We start from the raw sequence: 14,520 nt of genomic DNA, 5'->3' as shown, positions 1-14,520 counted from the left end.
TAGCAAAGGAGTGAGTCGAGATGGGACGCACGAAGTTAGGAAATGCGAATGCGCAACGCAACAATAATGCGAAGCAGAAAAACGGGTTTAATAACGAATTTGCTTCTTATGCGGAAGTAGAAGCGAAAAAAATGCAAAACGAGCATAAAAATATTCGTTAGGCTTGCCATCTGGCAGCCTTTTTCTTTTGCTCATTTTATGGTTTAATGAGGGTGGGAGGGAAAAGACGTGAAAAAAGTGATCGCGATTATATTGCTTCTAGGATTAACGGGATATGGCATTTGGCAAGCGCTTGCTGCTGGACAGACGAAAGAAGTTGGTCTTGCGGTAGGCGATACCGCCCCGGATTTCGCTTTAAAGACACTACATAACGAACAAATTCGTTTATCCGATTTGCGCGGCAAACCAGTCATCGTCAATTTTTGGGCAACGTGGTGTCCGCCGTGCCAACGAGAAATGCCGGACTTAGAAAAGTTTTATAACGACTATCAATCGCATGTCGAGTTTTTGTCTGTCCATTTAACGTCACAAGATAGCCGCGAGAAAGTGGCACCGTTTATGGAACAATACGGGATAACGTTCCCTGTCGTATTAGACACGAAAGGGAAAATACTGAAGTTATATAACATCCAAACGATACCAACGACCTACATTCTCGACAAAAACGGCGTCATTCGTAAAAAAGTGCTCGGACCGTTGACGTATAAACAGCTACAAGAAGCAATAGCTTTACTTCCTTGAAGAAGTCTCGAAAAGGGGCTTCTTTTTACTTTTATGTAACCCAGTCGCCTTCACTTTTCTCTTTTTTTTTCGAAAATTTGTAATAAATTTCACTTATTTAGGGAATTATTAAAATTATAATAAAAGTGAGGGAGGTTGCGACATGAGAAAAATTCGGAAATTTACGTTTGAACAATTAGTAAATGAAAATAAACGTCAATTGCTAAATGACGAGAAAGAAATGGAAAAAATCGAGAAAAAGCTAGAAGAGCGCATTTTGAAAAAAGCAGAGTAATGTGCATAATAAAAAACGAATCGGGTACCCTAGATGGTGAGGAGGCGAGAGTATGAGCAACCAAAATGGGAAAAACGAACATTATGCTCCGAACCATCTAGGCACACAATCTCGTGCCGCCGGAGGAAACAAAGGGAAGAAAATGCAAGATCAATCTGGTCAACATGCTCAAGTAATCCAAACAAAGGGAGAATAGTATTGTTGACATAATATGATTATCAGAAACTTCTATTGTTGGCACGAAGGAGGAACGAGAATGTCTTACCAACGCCCAAATCCAGACGACCGCAGCGATAATGTTGAAAAACTGCAAGATATGGTTCAAAATACGATTGAAAATATCGAAAAAGCAGAAGAAACGATGCAATTTTCCTCGCCAGAAGAACGAGAAAAAATTAAAGCGAAAAACGAGCGACGCGAAGAAGCGATCGCTGCGATGCGCGAAGAAATTAAAGATGAAGCGAGAGCAAGGGAAAACGGCTATCAATAAAAAAGCGACCCATTCATTCGGGTCGCTTTCTTTGTGGGACAATTTCCCACTAATATGATAAGATAAAAGAAACAACAAACGAATGGGGGAACGACTTTGAAAGTAGCTGAAAAACAAGTCGAAGTTCGCTATGCAGAAACGGATCAAATGGGAGTAGTATACCATGCAAACTATCTTGTTTGGATGGAAATTGGGCGGGCAGCGTTAATTGAACAGCTTGGATTTCGATATACGGATATGGAAAAAGAAGGGGTAATCGCACCGGTAACAGATTTGCAAATTTCTTATAAAAAGCCGTTGCGTTATGGGGAAACAGCAACGGTAAGAACATGGATTGAGTCGTACGACGGGATTCGCGTCACCTATGCATACGAAATTTTGACGCCAGATGGAGAATTAGCTGCGACAGGAAAAACGCAGCACGTTTGCGTCAAACGGGATTCGTTTCGTCCGATTTTAATTCGCAAATATTTTCCCGACTGGCACGAAGCTTACGAACGGGCGAAAAAGTAAGGCGATACATATGGCGTTTGGCATTCGAAAGCAGGAATTGGAACAATGGAAAGAGAAAGTACAAAATGGAGAAATCGCGTTTCTCACCCATTTTTGGTACGATGCGCGCTTCCCACACTATACAACGGTAACGAAAGTGGGCTGCAGCGACTTAGAGAAATTGGTGGCTTGGGGAGCGAAATACAACCTTCGCCCAGAATGGATACATAAGCGCGATTCATTTCCCCATTTTGACTTATTAGGAGAGAGGCAAAAAGAAATTTTGCGCAAGGAAGGGCTTGGCGAACACGTCAAACGATTTCGTTTGTAGAAAGGGAGAAAAAAATGGACGCAAAGGAAATGAGGAGAGGTACGTTATTAGAAGCGCTTGGTATTGAAATTACAGAACTCGGGCAAGGACACGTTGTCGCCACGATGCCGGTCGACCATCGCACCCACCAGCCGTTCGGCCTGCTTCATGGCGGGGCATCCGTCGCATTAGCAGAAACGGTTGCGAGCATCGGGGCATATGCGCTCGTCGATCAAGAAACAGAAGGGGTAGTTGGGCTTGAAATTAACGCCAACCATATTCGCGCGGTTCGCAGCGGGACTGTTACGGCGACAGGCACGGTGTTACACCGCGGCAAAACAACGATGGTTTGGGACATTAAAATTACCGACGAACAACAGCGCCTCGTTTGCGTTTCCCGCTGTACCATCGCCGTCATCAAAAAAAGCTAGCGTAACGCTAGCTTTTTTATTGCACATGAAACACCGGCTCCGCAGCTTGTTCATTAAAATCGACAACTAAATGGCGCCCATCGAAATACCATGTGTCGCGTTCTTCAATAAAAAATGTCACACCGTCCACTGTTGTGACTACTTTTGCATCTAGCGGCGTTTCTTTATCGATCCCGAGAGAAAATCCTGCATGTACCGTACCACAGCCGCCGTAGCGCGGGAAAAAGCGGACAAAATCGCCTTGACGTAAATTCAACTCTTCTTTATACCATTCGAACGCTTTTGGTTTGATCACAATTTCCATCGCCAAAACCTCCTATACCTTCATTATAAACTATCCAAACATAGTCGACCAAAAAAAGTATAAACATTTCGTGACGTTGACTAAATTGTACGATGCTTGCGCAAAGTAAGCATAACGATTGTTGAAAGGAGAGATATTCATGGATAAAAAATCCCCCTCTTCTCCTTTAAGCTATGAATCCGATGGAGTGATGGGAAAACGTTCACCAAAAAAACAACCTGCCAACAAAAAGGAAATGAAACCATTCTTTAACACAACACCGTCGAGCGAATAAAAGCAGCTAACACCGGCTGCTTTTTCCATGACAAATTGAAAAAATTACTATACAAATAGTCGTTTCAACGTTATTATTAATAAGGACAGAAATTTTTGTAGAAGGGGTGACGTTTTCGTATATGAGTAGTCGAAGTTCGAACGAACCAGAACCGGAATACAGCGGGGAAGCATTGCTTTTTTCTTTTCGAATGAACGAGCTACTCTCGAAAACGAGCTCCATTCGAAAAGAGGAGATAGCAACCTTCCTCGCTTAGGAAAAGGAGGAAGTGTGCTTATGATGAAAATGTATTTGTCCAATGCCAACGGAAAAATCGAAGAAATCCACGAGCTAAAAAATGGCTGCTGGATTAATTTAATCGCGCCGACGGAAGAAGAAATTCGTTACATTGCGAATCACTTGGACATCCCGATTGACTCGATTAAAGATGCGCTCGATGACGAAGAACGGTCGCGCATTGAAAAAGAAGACAACCATGTTCTTATTATCGTTGATATTCCAATTATCACTCAAGACGAAGTCGATGGACCGATTTACGAAACGATTCCAATCGGCATGATTATTACGAACACATGTTTTATTACCGTTTGCTTACAAGAAAACCCGATCTTTCAAGAATTTGCGAACAACAAAATTAAGAACTTTTACACGTTTATGAAAACACGGTTTGCACTGCAAATGCTCTATATGATTTCCACGTACTATTTGCGTTATTTAAAGCAAATTAACCGCCGGACGAGCGAAATCGAAAAACGGCTACATCAGTCGATGAAAAATGAAGAACTATTTTCGCTTCTTAGCATGGAAAAAAGTTTAGTGTATTTTACTACTTCGTTAAAGGCCAACAACATCGTGATGGAGCGGCTCATGCGTCTCAATTATTTGCGCATGTACGATGACGATCAAGAACTGCTTGAAGATGTCATCATTGAAAACAAGCAGGCGATTGAAATGACCGAAGTATATAGCAGCATCTTAAGCGGCATGATGGACGCGTTTGCCTCCGTTATTTCCAATAACTTGAATATTGTGATGAAATTTTTAACCGCCGTGACGATTGTTTTGTCATTGCCAACAATGGTGGCTAGTTTTTATGGAATGAACGTGCCAATCCCGTACCAAAACTCGCCACACGCCTTTTTGACAGCGCTCCTTCTTTCTGCGCTATTATCAAGCGCTACAGCGTTTTTGTTTTGGAAAAAACGCTATTTTTAAACAAAAAGGGCTTTCCTTACATGGAAGGCCCTTTACTTTTTGACGATGCCATCCCACCAGACAGCACAAACTTCATCGCTTCTTCCGGCTTTACGTCAACGACTTCTATGTTCGTTTTTGGCACTAACAAAGTGATTCCAGCCATTTGAAACGTTTGCGGAATATATACAGCGACATGGTCTTCCAATGAATGAAAAAGCGTGTCGACTTCTTCGGTGGTAATAAATCCGATACACTTCATTTCCGTGTTCGGCCATTTAACAAGCACGACTTTAGCGAACGACCGTTTTTCCCCGACGAACGAAGCGATTGTATCTTTTAACACGGAATAAACGGTTTTCATAAACGGAATACTTTCAAGTAAACGATCGAGCAACCGAATGAATCGCCCGCTAACGTATTGCGTTGACAACCAACCGAGCACGGTAATTAATGCGATGGTGCATAAAATCCCAATTCCAGGAACATACGCATCCGCCAAATAAGGCTTTACATATTTTCCGAGCAACCCGTCGAGAAACGCAAATACTTCGACAAACACATAAATCGCTAAAATAATTGGCACAATTGTCAACACGCCATTTAGAAAATTTTTGACGAAAAACTTCACATGTCTCCCTCCTTCATTTTCCTTTATCACCTTATCAAGTTTTATGCAAAAAGACAAGTTGGTTAAAACACGAACATTATTAAATTTTATTAATAAAAAAGTTCGTTTTTATAGTTGACTCGCTCGCTTTTCCTTGCTATAGTTACAAATGGAAAAAATGATAGGTTGGAGGATTTTTCGATGAAATCGCATTATGATGTCATTGTTGTCGGGGCAGGCCCGGCAGGAATTTTTACTTGCTATGAATTAACGCTAAAGTTGAAAGAGGCAAATGTTCTTCTTATTGATAAAGGGCATGATATTTATAAACGGCATTGTCCGATTTTGCAAAAAAAGATTGAAAAATGTCCGCCACCTGCGGGAAAAAAAGACTATGCAGGCTGTGTACCTGCCTGTTCGATTACGAACGGATTCGGCGGCGCCGGAGCGTATTCAGATGGAAAATTTAATATTACAAGCGAATTTGGTGGGTGGATGACGGACTATTTGCCGGCATCCACAGTGCTAGAACTCATCCGCTATGTCGATGCGATTAACTTAAAACATGGAGCGACAGAGTCCATCACTGACCCGACGACAGAAAAAGTGAAAGAAATTGAGCGACGGGCCTATGCGGCTGGGTTGAAGTTGTTAAGGGCGAACGTTCGTCATTTAGGAACGGAACAAAACTTAGAAATTTTAAAAAGCATTTATGAATATTTGCGCGAACATATCGATATGGCATTCCAAACAGAAGTAGACGATTTAGTGACCGAAAAACAAGACAACACGCATGTCGTAAAAGGGATTTTATTAAAAAACGGCAATACAATCACCGCTGAAAAAGTAGTCATCTCACCGGGACGTGACGGGTCGGCTTGGCTTTCGAAGCTATTAAAAAAACGCCGCCTCCGCATGATTAACAACCAGGTCGACATCGGTGTGCGCGTCGAAACGTCGAATATTGTCATGGAAGAAATTAATGAGCATTTATATGAAGGAAAGTTTATTTTCAACACATCGGTCGGCACTCAAGTGCGGACGTTTTGCAGCAACCCGTCCGGTCATGTTGTCGTTGAAAACCATTCCGGCATTATGTTAGCGAACGGACACGCCTACAAAGACCCAAAACTCGGAAGCAACAATACGAATTTTGCATTATTAGTATCCCATAAATTTTCGGATCCGTTTGATAAACCAAACGAATATGCGCACGAAATTTCTCGCTTAGCAAACGCTTTATCAAACGGCGGCATTATTGTGCAAAAATATGGCGATATTTTAAAAGGAAGACGCTCTACCGAAAAGCGCCTAAAAGAAGGATTTATTGAACCGACATTAAAAGAAGCCGTTCCTGGCGATTTAGGGTTGGTGCTACCGTATAACACAATGAAAAGTTTAATAGAAATGACAGAAGCATTAAATCACGTCACGCCAGGGCTTGCTTCTGAACATACGCTGTTTTACGGGGTAGAGGCGAAATTTTATTCCGCTCGTCCGAAGCTAAATGACCGGTTTGAAACGGAAATTTCCGGATTGTATGTAGGCGGCGACGGCGCAGGCATTACTCGTGGGTTAGCGCAAGCAAGTGCATGTGGCGTTTGGATCGCTCGCGATATTGTTGAAAAACTGACGAGATAAAAGGATGGGAGAGCCTCATCCTTTTTTATTATAGTAAACTTATTTTTAAAAACGGTTGACAATTAAACACTCCTTGCCATACGATAAATGTAATCACACGTTGTGTGAAAGTGACAGAAGGGGGAGAGGCGTCATGCCAGATTGGTTAGCACTTGCCGACCGCGTATTAGCGGGAGAAGAAATTACGGATAACGAAGCAGAAGCGATGCTAGATTGCCCAGATAGCGAACTGCTTTTATTAATGCAAGGGGCGTATACGATTCGTCGGGCATATTTCGGCAACAAAGTAAAACTAAATAGAATTATGAACGCTAAATCGGGGCTATGCCCAGAAAACTGCGGCTACTGTTCGCAATCATCGATTTCTAATGCGCCGGTGAACACGTACAAAATGGTCGATAAAGACACGCTCGTTCGCGGTGCAGAAGAGGCGTACCGTCAACAAATCGGCACATACTGTATTGTGGCGAGCGGCCGTGGACCGAGCGATAAAGAAGTCGATGTCGTTGTGTCCGCCGTCCAAGAAATTAAAGAACGATTCGGGCTAAAAGTGTGCGCCTGTTTAGGAATTTTAAAACCAGAACAAGCGCTGCGGCTAAAAGAAGCAGGGGTGGACCGTTACAACCATAACATTAATACGTCAAAAGAACACCACCCAAACATTACGACATCGCATACATACGATGACCGTGTCCAAACAGTCGAAACGGTAAAACAAGCGGGAATGTCGCCATGTTCAGGGGTCATTATCGGCATGAAAGAAACGAAACAAGACGTGATTAACATGGCGCGCAGCTTAAAAGCGCTCGACGCAGATTCGATTCCGGTAAACTTTTTGCATGCGATCGATGGCACTCCGCTTGCGGGTACGAACGAACTGAATCCACGGTACTGCTTAAAAGTATTAGCGCTGTTCCGTTACATTAACCCGACAAAAGAAATTCGCATTTCTGGCGGACGGGAAGTGAACTTGCGCTCATTGCAGCCGCTTGGACTATATGCCGCTAATTCGATTTTCGTTGGCGATTATTTAACGACGGCTGGCCAAGAAAAGTCAAAAGATTTTCAAATGCTCGAAGACCTCGGCTTTGAAATCGATTTTGTTCCTCAGCCTGTTTGCTAAACTGCTTCCAATACGGAAGCAGTTTTTCTTTTTCCAATCAATCACTTACTTTCATGAAAAAGTTTTTCGCTGCATACTATCTCAATACAGAGAAAAAAAGGGGGAGCAATGCATGACGTATCTCATTAAACCGCATCTCCACCGCACGTATCCGACGGTGCGATCAGCGAAAGGAATATACGTGTACGATACCGATGGAAAAAAGTATCTCGACGGCTGTTCCGGAGCGGTAACAGCAAACCTCGGCCACGGGGTACAAGAAGTAATGATGGCAATGAACAAACAAGCAGAGCAAGTAGCGTTCGTGTACCGTTCGCAGTTTACGAGCGAAGCGGCAGAGAAACTAGCAGAAGCGTTAAGTCAACAAATCGGCCGCGGAACGACATATTGGACATTTCTTGTCAATAGCGGTTCGGAAGCGACCGAAACAGCAATGAAAATCGCCATTCAATATTGGCAAGAACAAGGGCGAAAAGGGAAAAACAAAATTTTATCCCGCTGGTTAAGCTACCACGGCATTACGATTGGCGCCCTTTCGTTATCAGGTCATCCAATGAGGCGTGCACGTTTCGTTCCGCTGCTCGAAGATTTTCCGACCATTTCGCCGCCATATTGCTTTCGCTGCCCGTACGGACTGACCTATCCTAGCTGCCAATGGCGCTGCGCGGATGAACTAGAAACGGCAATCGTTCGCATCGGTGCAGAACATATTGCTGCGTTTATCGCCGAACCGATTATTGGCGCGGCTGGGGCGGCAATCACCCCGCCAGACGGTTACTACGAACGCATTTATGACATTTGCCAACGGCATGACATTTTGTTTATTGCCGATGAAGTGATGACAGGGCTAGGGCGGACAGGAAAAATGATGGGGCTTGACCATTGGAATGTACAAGCGGACATTATTGCGCTCGGGAAAGGATTAGGGGCAGGGTATACACCGATCGCCGCAACTTTAGCAAGCGAGCGTGTCATGGCGCCAATTATGAACGGTTCTGGAGTCATTATGAGCGGGCATACGTTAAGCGCAAATCCGCTATCAGCGTCTGTCGCACTCGCGGTACTACAATACATCGAGCGACATCATCTCGTACAGCGGGCGCACGAGATAGGGACATATTTATTCACGAAACTGCAAAACTTGCAAAAACAGTTTGCTTGGATTGGCGACGTCCGCGGCAAAGGGCTGTTGCTCGGCATCGAGTTTGTCGTATCAGGAAAGGAAATGGTTCCAAGCGACCTTGCTTTCACTGATCTCGTCGTCACTGTCGCTCAACAGAAAGGACTACTTGTTTATCCAGCCGCTGCGGGTAACGGAAAAGACGGCGCAGCCATTATCATCGCCCCGCCGCTAACAATCGAACAATCGCAAGTTGATGAACTCATTGATTTGCTTGAACAAACGTTTCGGGAAGTACAACGGAGATGTCCCGGCATTTTAAAAAGGAATGATGACAATGGTTCGAAATGAGTATGGCAAAATTATTTCCATCGAGCAAGCTGCTTCTTACATTACTGACGGCTGTTCGTTAATGGTGGGCGGATTCGGTGGGGTCGGTTCGCCGCCGTCATTGTTGCAGGCGATTATCGAAAAAGGAGTTAGAGAGCTGACGCTCATTTGTAACGACACCGCGTTTCCCCATCTTGGCGTCGGTCCGCTTATTTGCGAAGGAAGAGTAAAAAAAGCGATCGTTTCCCATATCGGCTCTAATCCAATCGCGGGACAACGGCTTCACGATGGAACGTTAGACGTCGAGTTTTGTCCGCAAGGGGTACTCGTGGAGCGAATTCGTGCCGGCGGAGCGGGGCTTGGCGGCATTCTTGTCGATATCGGCGTCGATCACGAGTGGCTTGCGGCTGGGAAACAAGTCATTGAAGTGGATGGAAAGCGCTTTCTTTTAGAGCTGCCGCTCACTGCCGACGTATCGATTGTGTATGCGAAAAAAGCCGACCCATTCGGCAATTTAATATATGACAAAAGTGCGCGCAATACGAATCCGCTCGTTGCGATGGCGGGGACGATAACGATTGCCGAAGTCGAAGAAATCGTACCACTTGGTGCACTAGATCCGGAAGCAATCGTTACACCAGGCGTATTTGTCCACTATATCGTGCAAAGCAATGGGGTGAACTGGAAATGGATATGGGAAGAGAGCGCATCGCCAAACGGGCAGCGCAAGAATTAATGGACGGAATGGTTGTTAATCTTGGGATCGGCATTCCGTCGCTTATTCCAAATTTTTTAGGCGATAAACGCATCTTTTTTCAAGCGGAAAACGGAGTGCTTGGCATCGGAAAAAGTCCTTCCAAAGGAAAGGAAGACGCTAACCTTTGCAATGCAGCGGGCTATCCGGTAACCGTCGTTAGCGGTGCCTCCTATTTCGACAGCGCTACGGCGTTTGCGATGATTCGGAAAGGACTAATTGATGTCACGGTATTAGGAGGATTGCAAGTAAGTGAGAAAGGAGACTTGGCGAATTGGATGGTGCCGGGAAAACGAGTGCCAGGAGTCGGTGGCGGGATGGAATTGGCGCAAAAAACGAAAAAAGTGATTGTCGTTATGAGCCATGTCAGCAAAGACAATGAACCGAAAATTGTTTCGACGTGCACATTGCCGCTTACGGCAAGACGGTGCGTCAACTTAATCATTACCGATCGAGCAGTCATTGAAGTGACAGACGAAGGGTTATTGCTAACAGAAGTGATGGCTCCATATGATGTAGAAGATGTTGTGCGCTATACTGCCGCACCGCTACGTATTGCGGCTTCGTTAAAGCGTGTCGAGTGAAAGAGGAGGGGAAAGAAAATGAACGACCTTCATCGTTGGTTCATCAAGCAAAAAAAGGGGGGCATCGAACTATTGCGTCGGCTCGTCCAAGAGGCAAGTACGCAAACGAACGAAGCCACTGCCCAAGCGCTCATTATCGAAAAATGCCGCCAGTTGCAGCTGGAACTCGACATATGGGAACCAGAAATCGAACAATTGAAAAAGCACCCCTATTTTGTTTCTGCACGTACGAGCTTTCGTCATAGCCCGAATGTTGTTGCGGTATGGAAGGGAACGGGCGGCGGACGTTCGCTCATTTTAAATAGCCACATTGACGTCGTGCCAGAGGGGGATGTTACCCAATGGGCAGCAGATCCATACAGCGGCAAAGTGGAAGATGGCAAATTGTATGGGCGTGGTGCGTCAGATATGAAGGGCGGGACGGTCGCACTTTTATTAGCAATCGAGGCATTGCAAGCGCTTGGCATTCGTTTGAAAGGAGATGTGATTTTCCAAAGCGTCATCGAAGAAGAAAGCGGCGGGGCAGGGACATTAGCTGCTATCTTACGTGGGTATCGAGCGGATGGAGCAATCATTCCTGAACCAACCGATATGAAATTATTTCCAAAACAACAAGGTTCACTCTGGTTTCGCATTACCGTTCGCGGCAAATCAGCGCACGGAGGAACACGGTATGAAGGGGTAAGCGCAATCGAAAAAGCATGGACCGTCGTTCGTTGCCTTCAACAATTAGAAACAAAACGAAACGAACGTATCGACGACCCGCTGTATGCGCACGTTCCGATTCCGATTCCTATTAATATCGGCACGATTCGTGGCGGGACGTGGCCTTCATCCGTGCCGGATTGCGTCGTATTAGAAGGGCGAATGGGGGTCGCACCGAATGAAACGATTGAACAAGCAAAACAAGAGATGAAAGAGGCACTTTGTGCGCTTGGCGAACAAGATGCATGGCTGCAATCGAACATTGAACTAGAATGGTTCGGTGCCCAATGGCTGCCTAGCTCGCTTGAGGTGACGCATCCGTTGCTACAAACAATGACAAAAGCATACCGCCAAGTAAAAGGAGAAGATCCGATCATCGAAGCGGCTCCATGGGGAACGGACGGTGGGCTGCTTACCCAAGTCGGAGCGATTCCGACGATTGTGTTCGGGCCAGGAACGACTGCGGTCGCACACTATCCAAACGAATATATTGATATCGACCGCGTCTTAGAGGCGGCGGAAATGATTGCTTATGCCATGATTGACTGGTGTGGCGTGGCGGAACGATAGGGGGGAAATTTAATGGAGCAAGCGATTCAGACAGAGCGGTTTGCTGCGTCCGTTATTTTTGACGATTTCAATGAGCGGCTGCGCGTCGAAGACTACCGCGGTTACGTCCCTGCGTTAATTGACTACGTGACGGATGCAGCGCAGCAAAAAGGATATACAAAATTAATTGTCAAAGCAAGATATGAGCATTTGTCGATCTTTATCGAAAAAGGGTTTCAATATGAAGGTTGGATTCAAGGCTATTTTAACGGAAGTGACGCCCATTTTTTAGTACTCTATTTCCAACAAGAGCGAAAGACGAGCGAAAATGCCAATATGGAAGACCAAATCGTCGCGTCCATCCAAACAAAACCGCGTTTCGTTTCTTTAGCCCCGCTTCCGGCGGAATATACGATGCGCAAGGCAGAACCGGCGGATGCCGAAGCGCTCGTGAATTTATATCGATCGATTTTTGTTATTTATCCTTCCCCGCTTCACGACTTGGCATATGTAGAAAACGTGTTGAAAAAGGGAGCAATGTTTTACGTCATCGAACACGATAAACAAATCGTTAGCGCTGCCTCAGCAGAAATCAACGAAATGTACCATAACGCAGAACTGACCGACTGCGCAACGTTGCCTAATTACCGTACGCACGGCTTAATGAAACATTTATTAAAAAAACTAGAAGAAGAGTTGAAAAAGCAAACTATCTTTTGCGTCTATTCGCTTGCGCGCGCACCATCATACGGAATGAACGCAGCATTTCACCAGCTTGGCTACCGCTATAGCGGAAGACTAACAAATAATTGCTACATTTACGAAGACTTAGAAGATATGAATATATGGGTAAAAGACGTATCGAGTGCGTGACGCATTTTTATATATGGCATACATTGCTAATAAATTTGGAGAGGAGGAGTTAAGTATGTATCGCCCGAAACGCCATTGGAAAGAAATTGAGCTTTGGAAAGACGTCACGGAAGAACAATGGAACGATTGGCTTTGGCAATTAACGAACACGATTCGTACGTTAGAAGATTTGAAAAAAGTGATCCACTTAACACCGGAAGAAGAAGAAGGGGTGAAAATATCAGCGAAAACTATCCCATTGAACATTACTCCGTACTATGCTTCGTTAATGAACCCAGATGACCCGCGCTGTCCAATTCGCATGCAGTCCGTACCAGTTGCGAAAGAACAGCAAAAAACAAAATACGACTTAGAAGACCCGCTTCATGAAGATGAAGACTCGCCTGTTCCTGGCTTAACACATCGCTACCCAGATCGCGTCCTCTTTTTAATTACGAACCAATGCTCAATGTACTGTCGCTACTGTACGAGAAGACGTTTTTCTGGGCAGATTGGCATGGGGGTGCCAAAGAAACAGCTCGATGCTGCAATTGAATACATTGCCCAAACCCCCCAAGTGCGCGACGTGTTATTATCTGGCGGGGATGCATTATTAGTGAACGACCAAATTTTAGAGTATATTTTAAAGAAATTGCGTGCTATTCCTCATGTAGAAATTATTCGCATTGGAACAAGAGCTCCTGTTGTTTTTCCACAACGAATTACCGAAAACTTGTGCAACATTTTAAAAAAATACCACCCGATTTGGTTGAATACCCATTTTAACACATCGATTGAAATTACCGAACAGTCGAAGCGGGCATGTGAAATGCTCGTGAACGCTGGCGTACCTGTCGGCAATCAATCCGTCATTTTAGCAGGTATTAACGACAGCGTTCCGATTATGAAAAAGTTAATGCACGATTTAGTGAAAATGCGTGTCCGTCCGTACTATATTTACCAATGTGATTTGTCGGAAGGGATTAGCCATTTCCGTGCCCCTGTTTCGAAAGGGCTGGAGATTATCGAAGGATTGCGTGGGCATACTTCCGGTTATGCTGTACCAACGTTTGTCGTCGATGCGCCAGGCGGGGGAGGGAAAATTGCGCTACAGCCAAACTATTTATTATCACAAACGCCAGAAAAAGTCATTTTACGCAACTATGAAGGGGTCATTACGTTTTACCCAGAGCCAAAAGAGTACGTGCCGAATCGTGCCGAAGCATACTTTAAAGAAATTTTTCCTGATGTTGATGAAAAACAGTCGACAACTGGCATTGCAGCTATTGCCAACGAAAGTAAGTCTGTAATCGTTCCGGAAGGGCTCAACCGGATGGAGCGGCGGAAAATGTATGAAGCAGACCCAACCCATAAGTCATTAAAAGATTTGCGTGAGAAGCGAAACGAATTAAAAGAGAAAAAATATCGAGCAATGCTACAAAAAACGGAGGAGCGAACAAGCGAATGATCTGTCTTTGGTGTGGTTCTAACGAGGGGACGGCGACCAAGCAAACGGTATATTGGGAGCTTCCCGATGGATTGCGCGCGATTGAAATTACTTGTACACCAAGCGTCTCGTGCCATGCGTGCGGCATGATTTATCAAGAGGAAGAAATAGTAACAGCAATTGAAGACCAGCTTTTTCTTATCGACACGACCCATTTAGCGAAATCGATTACGTATGAGGCACTCATGAGCCAACCGCGGCGTTTGAAACGAAATTATTTTCGATAATGCTTCAC

General features: G+C 44.8%; 21 protein-coding genes. 19 read left to right on the top strand and 2 right to left on the bottom strand.

What is annotated here, in order from left to right; genetic code table 11:
- Positions 1–20: 20 nt before the first annotated feature.
- The 8 genes from GGR02_RS08360 to GGR02_RS08325 all read left to right on the top strand — a co-directional run bounded on the left by GGR02_RS08360 (position 21) and on the right by GGR02_RS08325 (position 2,738).
- Entirely contained in the window at positions 21–161 is a 141-nt protein-coding gene (locus tag GGR02_RS08360) for a hypothetical protein (protein ID WP_183184271.1), read from the top strand.
- Positions 162–228: 67 nt separating this feature from the next.
- Positions 229–741 carry a TlpA family protein disulfide reductase gene (locus GGR02_RS08355; RefSeq protein WP_183184270.1) on the top strand — a complete coding sequence of 171 codons (513 nt, stop codon included), beginning with the start codon at positions 229–231 and terminating at the stop codon, positions 739–741.
- Positions 742–883: 142 nt separating this feature from the next.
- On the top strand, positions 884–1,015 hold the full coding sequence (locus tag GGR02_RS08350) for an FbpB family small basic protein (protein ID WP_084256255.1): 132 nt from the start codon (positions 884–886) through the stop codon (positions 1,013–1,015).
- 52 nt (positions 1,016–1,067) lie between these two features.
- Positions 1,068–1,211, top strand: a complete 144-nt coding sequence (locus tag GGR02_RS08345; protein ID WP_183184269.1) for an acid-soluble spore protein N — start codon at positions 1,068–1,070, stop codon at positions 1,209–1,211.
- 60 nt (positions 1,212–1,271) lie between these two features.
- Complete coding sequence (gene tlp, locus GGR02_RS08340; RefSeq protein WP_183184268.1) at positions 1,272–1,505, top strand: small acid-soluble spore protein Tlp; 234 nt, start codon at positions 1,272–1,274, stop codon at positions 1,503–1,505.
- Between the two features lie 96 nt (positions 1,506–1,601).
- Entirely contained in the window at positions 1,602–2,018 is a 417-nt protein-coding gene (locus tag GGR02_RS08335; protein WP_183184267.1) for an acyl-CoA thioesterase, read from the top strand.
- 10 nt (positions 2,019–2,028) lie between these two features.
- Positions 2,029–2,328: a hypothetical protein gene (locus tag GGR02_RS08330; protein ID WP_183184266.1), complete on the top strand. Its 300-nt coding sequence runs from the start codon at positions 2,029–2,031 to the stop codon at positions 2,326–2,328.
- Between the two features lie 14 nt (positions 2,329–2,342).
- Positions 2,343–2,738 carry a hotdog fold thioesterase gene (locus GGR02_RS08325; protein WP_183184265.1) on the top strand — a complete coding sequence of 132 codons (396 nt, stop codon included), beginning with the start codon at positions 2,343–2,345 and terminating at the stop codon, positions 2,736–2,738.
- A 16-nt stretch (positions 2,739–2,754) separates the two neighbouring features.
- Here the strand turns inward: GGR02_RS08325 and GGR02_RS08320 are convergent, their stop codons facing one another.
- Complete coding sequence (locus tag GGR02_RS08320) at positions 2,755–3,042, bottom strand: HesB/YadR/YfhF family protein (protein WP_183184264.1); 288 nt, start codon at positions 3,040–3,042, stop codon at positions 2,755–2,757.
- A 139-nt stretch (positions 3,043–3,181) separates the two neighbouring features.
- Between GGR02_RS08320 and GGR02_RS17510 the strand changes: the two genes are divergently transcribed.
- A complete protein-coding gene (locus tag GGR02_RS17510; RefSeq protein ID WP_260175021.1) occupies positions 3,182–3,316 on the top strand; it encodes a hypothetical protein in 135 nt (44 codons plus the stop codon).
- 276 nt (positions 3,317–3,592) lie between these two features.
- On the top strand, positions 3,593–4,531 hold the full coding sequence (locus tag GGR02_RS08315; RefSeq protein WP_183184263.1) for a magnesium transporter CorA family protein: 939 nt from the start codon (positions 3,593–3,595) through the stop codon (positions 4,529–4,531).
- A gap of 16 nt (positions 4,532–4,547) precedes the next feature.
- Here GGR02_RS08315 and GGR02_RS08310 read toward each other — a convergent pair whose 3' ends face one another.
- Positions 4,548–5,141 (bottom strand): DUF502 domain-containing protein, encoded by a 594-nt coding sequence (locus GGR02_RS08310; protein ID WP_183184262.1) that lies wholly within the window; start codon positions 5,139–5,141, stop codon positions 4,548–4,550.
- Positions 5,142–5,321: 180 nt separating this feature from the next.
- On the opposite strand from GGR02_RS08310, the gene GGR02_RS08305 reads away from it, so the two are divergent.
- The 9 genes from GGR02_RS08305 to GGR02_RS08265 all read left to right on the top strand — a co-directional run bounded on the left by GGR02_RS08305 (position 5,322) and on the right by GGR02_RS08265 (position 14,512).
- Entirely contained in the window at positions 5,322–6,761 is a 1,440-nt protein-coding gene (locus GGR02_RS08305; RefSeq protein WP_183184261.1) for an NAD(P)/FAD-dependent oxidoreductase, read from the top strand.
- A gap of 133 nt (positions 6,762–6,894) precedes the next feature.
- A complete protein-coding gene (bioB, locus tag GGR02_RS08300) occupies positions 6,895–7,884 on the top strand; it encodes a biotin synthase BioB (RefSeq protein WP_183184260.1) in 990 nt (329 codons plus the stop codon).
- A 112-nt stretch (positions 7,885–7,996) separates the two neighbouring features.
- On the top strand, positions 7,997–9,355 hold the full coding sequence (locus GGR02_RS08295; RefSeq protein WP_183184259.1) for an aspartate aminotransferase family protein: 1,359 nt from the start codon (positions 7,997–7,999) through the stop codon (positions 9,353–9,355).
- Positions 9,336–10,070, top strand: a complete 735-nt coding sequence (locus GGR02_RS08290; RefSeq protein ID WP_183184258.1) for a CoA transferase subunit A — start codon at positions 9,336–9,338, stop codon at positions 10,068–10,070. Before GGR02_RS08295 ends, GGR02_RS08290 begins: the two co-directional genes overlap by 20 nt.
- Positions 10,022–10,672, top strand: coding sequence for a 3-oxoacid CoA-transferase subunit B (locus GGR02_RS08285; RefSeq protein WP_183184257.1), 651 nt, complete (start codon positions 10,022–10,024; stop codon positions 10,670–10,672). Before GGR02_RS08290 ends, GGR02_RS08285 begins: the two co-directional genes overlap by 49 nt.
- 18 nt (positions 10,673–10,690) lie before the next feature.
- On the top strand, positions 10,691–11,947 hold the full coding sequence (locus GGR02_RS08280; protein ID WP_183184256.1) for a peptidase: 1,257 nt from the start codon (positions 10,691–10,693) through the stop codon (positions 11,945–11,947).
- A 12-nt stretch (positions 11,948–11,959) separates the two neighbouring features.
- A complete protein-coding gene (gene ablB / locus GGR02_RS08275) occupies positions 11,960–12,799 on the top strand; it encodes a putative beta-lysine N-acetyltransferase (protein WP_183184255.1) in 840 nt (279 codons plus the stop codon).
- A 55-nt stretch (positions 12,800–12,854) separates the two neighbouring features.
- On the top strand, positions 12,855–14,246 hold the full coding sequence (gene kamA, locus GGR02_RS08270; protein WP_183184254.1) for a lysine 2,3-aminomutase: 1,392 nt from the start codon (positions 12,855–12,857) through the stop codon (positions 14,244–14,246).
- The gene (locus GGR02_RS08265) at positions 14,243–14,512 is read left to right on the top strand and encodes a YokU family protein (RefSeq protein WP_183184253.1); all 270 of its coding nucleotides are present in this window, start codon (positions 14,243–14,245) and stop codon (positions 14,510–14,512) included. Before kamA ends, GGR02_RS08265 begins: the two co-directional genes overlap by 4 nt.
- Positions 14,513–14,520 lie beyond the last annotated feature (8 nt).

Source organism: Anoxybacteroides voinovskiense (assembly GCF_014196205.1).
Classification (GTDB): Bacteria; Bacillota; Bacilli; order Bacillales; family Anoxybacillaceae; genus Anoxybacteroides; species Anoxybacteroides voinovskiense.
This window is presented reverse-complemented; position numbering and strand designations above follow the sequence as displayed.

Bases quoted from the DNA above. Each gene is read 5' to 3' on its own strand.
- GGR02_RS08360 (WP_183184271.1), top strand. From the start codon at position 21: ATGGGACGCACGAAGTTAGGAAATGCGAATGCGCAACGCAACAATAAT.
- GGR02_RS08350 (WP_084256255.1), top strand. From the start codon at position 884: ATGAGAAAAATTCGGAAATTTACGTTTGAACAATTAGTAAATGAAAAT.
- GGR02_RS08345 (WP_183184269.1), top strand. From the start codon at position 1,068: ATGAGCAACCAAAATGGGAAAAACGAACATTATGCTCCGAACCATCTA.
- tlp (WP_183184268.1), top strand. From the start codon at position 1,272: ATGTCTTACCAACGCCCAAATCCAGACGACCGCAGCGATAATGTTGAA.
- GGR02_RS08330 (WP_183184266.1), top strand. From the start codon at position 2,029: ATGGCGTTTGGCATTCGAAAGCAGGAATTGGAACAATGGAAAGAGAAA.
- GGR02_RS08325 (WP_183184265.1), top strand. From the start codon at position 2,343: ATGGACGCAAAGGAAATGAGGAGAGGTACGTTATTAGAAGCGCTTGGT.
- GGR02_RS08320 (WP_183184264.1), bottom strand. From the start codon at position 3,042: ATGGAAATTGTGATCAAACCAAAAGCGTTCGAATGGTATAAAGAAGAG.
- GGR02_RS17510 (WP_260175021.1), top strand. From the start codon at position 3,182: ATGGATAAAAAATCCCCCTCTTCTCCTTTAAGCTATGAATCCGATGGA.
- GGR02_RS08315 (WP_183184263.1), top strand. From the start codon at position 3,593: ATGATGAAAATGTATTTGTCCAATGCCAACGGAAAAATCGAAGAAATC.
- GGR02_RS08305 (WP_183184261.1), top strand. From the start codon at position 5,322: ATGAAATCGCATTATGATGTCATTGTTGTCGGGGCAGGCCCGGCAGGA.
- bioB (WP_183184260.1), top strand. From the start codon at position 6,895: ATGCCAGATTGGTTAGCACTTGCCGACCGCGTATTAGCGGGAGAAGAA.
- GGR02_RS08295 (WP_183184259.1), top strand. From the start codon at position 7,997: ATGACGTATCTCATTAAACCGCATCTCCACCGCACGTATCCGACGGTG.
- GGR02_RS08290 (WP_183184258.1), top strand. From the start codon at position 9,336: ATGACAATGGTTCGAAATGAGTATGGCAAAATTATTTCCATCGAGCAA.
- GGR02_RS08285 (WP_183184257.1), top strand. From the start codon at position 10,022: ATGGATATGGGAAGAGAGCGCATCGCCAAACGGGCAGCGCAAGAATTA.
- GGR02_RS08280 (WP_183184256.1), top strand. From the start codon at position 10,691: ATGAACGACCTTCATCGTTGGTTCATCAAGCAAAAAAAGGGGGGCATC.
- ablB (WP_183184255.1), top strand. From the start codon at position 11,960: ATGGAGCAAGCGATTCAGACAGAGCGGTTTGCTGCGTCCGTTATTTTT.
- kamA (WP_183184254.1), top strand. From the start codon at position 12,855: ATGTATCGCCCGAAACGCCATTGGAAAGAAATTGAGCTTTGGAAAGAC.
- GGR02_RS08265 (WP_183184253.1), top strand. From the start codon at position 14,243: ATGATCTGTCTTTGGTGTGGTTCTAACGAGGGGACGGCGACCAAGCAA.